We start from the raw sequence: 2,552 nt of genomic DNA, 5'->3' as shown, positions 1-2,552 counted from the left end.
AGCGCTGTGGCGAGTGTCGCCCGGTCCGTCTGTGACAGGATGGTCTGCATTGCCGCCGCATCCATCGAGGCAAGATCGTCAAAGGTGAACATGAGCGCGCGAATACGCTCGCCCGCGCCGGGGTCGCTTTCCTCAAGAGACGACAGCATGGGCTTTTCAAGACCTGCGCCGAGCCGGTCGAATATACTCGCAATCTTTCGCGGGCCCTCGCTGGCGGGGCCTGAGAGGCCCGCATCGATCTGCCGGCCCAGCGCATTCTCGATCAGGGCGAGGCTCTCGCTGTCCGGCCGGCCGGCATGAAGCAGGCGGCGCAGGGCGGAGACGGCAATATCGCGCGGCAAGGCGCGCACGGTCAGGGCGGCATGTGCCGCATTCATGCGCGACAGGATGAGCGCAATGGTCTGTGGATGCTCGGGCGCAATCGAAGCGGCAATGGCGTCCGGCTCGCAATCGCTCAGCCGTTGCCAGACGCTCTGCTCTTCGGGCGGCGCATAAGGCTCAGGCCTTTCCAGCTCACTGATGAAAAGCGCGGCATCCTCGTCCGTCGGCTGGAGTTCTCCGGCCGTCATGGCGCGGCGCAGATGGGCTGTTTCTCCCGCTGAAAGCTCATTCCAGACGCCGGCAGCGGCGGGGCCGAGCAGGCGCATGAGGCGCGCGGCGCGGGCAACACCGGTTTGCGGGGAGGGGCTCTCGTCCATCTGAAGGGCGGGCAGGCTCATGACCGGGCCTCATCATCCTTCGACAGCCACTGGCGAACGAGGCGGGCCGCCGCCTTCGGGTCGCGGGCCGCGGCATTGCGGGCGAGCGCGAACTCATCCTCATTTGCCGGCGTGCCGGGTTGCGGCGCTGAGCGCATGACCTGGCTGGCCGGCTGGATCTCCGGCTGATCGGGCTTGCGCGGTGCGGTCGCGGCAGCCGGGGCGGCCTTCTCCTGACGGCCAGGCGGCATCAGTATCAGGAAGGCGAGCAGCAAGCCGATCAGGCCAAGCGCCCCCAGCTCATAAAGCTCAATGGTCCGAAAGCCCCCGGCAGTGCCGGGCGCAAAAGCGAAAGGCTGGACGTGAAGACTGTCGGCGGCGCGGTCATAGCCTGCGCTGGATTCCAGGATGGTGACCACGCGCTCAAAGACCGGCCGGTCCACCGGAATGCCCTGCGCCTCGCTATTGATCATGACCAGGAACTGGCGGTTGCCATCGCGGCCGGTATGGCTGGCAACGCGGACATTGCCGGTGCCGAAGAGCGGCTCGAGCAGACTGGTCAGCTGGCGCTGCTGGAAGGTCTGCGCGTCTGGGGCCGGGGCGCCATCGGTCAGCAGCGTGTTGGCGCGCCATGCGAAAAGGCACGCGGTTATGGCGAGCGCGATAAGCGCTGCCAGCCGCGTGCCTCCTGGCATGATTGACCTTTTAGCTGACATGGGCCGGCCCCTCGGGAAAATGCTCCCGTGAAGCTAGGCCCGTCAGCGTAAACGGCGCTTTAACGTATCAAAGGCCGGTCAGGTGATGATGGAGTGCCAGAACCTAATTGGTGCGGTACTGCTGGATGCGCGTCGTGCGCAGACCCTTGGTGCCGTATTCGTCATAGAGACGTGACCAGCCGGCCAGCTCTTCTTCCGAAAGGGCATAGCGTTCGCAGGCTTCGCTCTTGGACAGAAGGCCGCCGCGAACGGCCGCTACGACTTCGGCTTTCCTGCGGGTCACCCAGCGACGAATGCCTGGGGGCGGGAGGTCCTCCCGGGTCATGACCTGGCCATCCGGGCCCTTGATACTCAGAGTTCTAGCTTCTTGCTGCGCCATGAGATCCACCATTTCTTAGCGGTTATAAATCCGGGACGCGTTTTGCGTCCGTTCAATGGCTCTAGCGCTGGTGGATTAAATCACTTTTCAGCAAGGCCGGTCAGTTTTCATGAAAATTCGACGCTTTCTCGCAGGCACCGTTAAGCAAGGCTTCGCAAATCTGTCCCCTCATGGGTCAGGTGTCCTGAAACCGCACACCTTCCTTTATTTTTAGGCGCTCAAACGTTCATCTGCCGCGATTGTGGACGCGATGAAGCCACCGCCGAGGACGCGACTTTTTGATGAAAAATCGTACAGGACGCATGCCTGACCCTTCGCGACGCCCTCTTCGGGGATGTCGAAGAAGACGGCGGGGCCGTTTCCATCCCAGCCTAGGCGGGCCGGCAGCGGCTCACGGGTGGAGCGCACGCGGGCGAGGACAGGCAGGCCCTTGTCGCAAGCGTCCTCCAGGCTGCCATCGCCCAGCCAGTTCAGCTCTTCCATTGTAAGACCAGCCGTCAGCAGCGCCTCACGCGGGCCGACAATGACCCGGCGCGCGGCCGCATCGATCTTCACCACGAAAAGCGGCTCACCCGTCGCGACCCCAAGGCCGCGGCGCTGACCGATCGTGTAGTGGATGACGCCATTATGCTCACCCAGTACCCGGCCATCGAGGTGGACGATCTCGCCGCCGCGCCCCGCTGCAGGCCGCAGCTTCTTGACCACATCGGCATAGGAGCCGCTGGGCACGAAGCAGATATCCTGACTGTCCGGCTTGGC

4 protein-coding genes are annotated in these 2,552 nt (G+C 64.2%); all 4 read right to left on the bottom strand.

The window, feature by feature from the left end; all coding sequences use genetic code 11:
• A partial coding sequence (locus ABNU55_RS15650) for a FliG C-terminal domain-containing protein (protein WP_348764591.1) occupies positions 1-719 on the bottom strand: 719 nt, incomplete at its 3' end.
• The gene (locus ABNU55_RS15645; protein WP_290750800.1) at positions 716-1,393 is read right to left on the bottom strand and encodes a hypothetical protein; all 678 of its coding nucleotides are present in this window, start codon (positions 1,391-1,393) and stop codon (positions 716-718) included. The genes ABNU55_RS15650 and ABNU55_RS15645, both read right to left, overlap by 4 nt.
• A 124-nt stretch (positions 1,394-1,517) precedes the next feature.
• On the bottom strand, positions 1,518-1,793 hold the full coding sequence (locus ABNU55_RS15640; RefSeq protein ID WP_290750803.1) for a DUF1153 domain-containing protein: 276 nt from the start codon (positions 1,791-1,793) through the stop codon (positions 1,518-1,520).
• Positions 1,794-2,003: 210 nt separating this feature from the next.
• Positions 2,004-2,552, bottom strand: a 549-nt coding sequence (locus tag ABNU55_RS15635; RefSeq protein WP_348764590.1) for a tRNA methyl transferase PRC-barrel domain-containing protein, incomplete at its 5' end; no start/stop codon positions are given.

The organism is uncultured Henriciella sp. (assembly GCF_964005855.1).
GTDB lineage: Bacteria > Pseudomonadota > Alphaproteobacteria > Caulobacterales > Hyphomonadaceae > Henriciella.
This window is presented reverse-complemented; position numbering and strand designations above follow the sequence as displayed.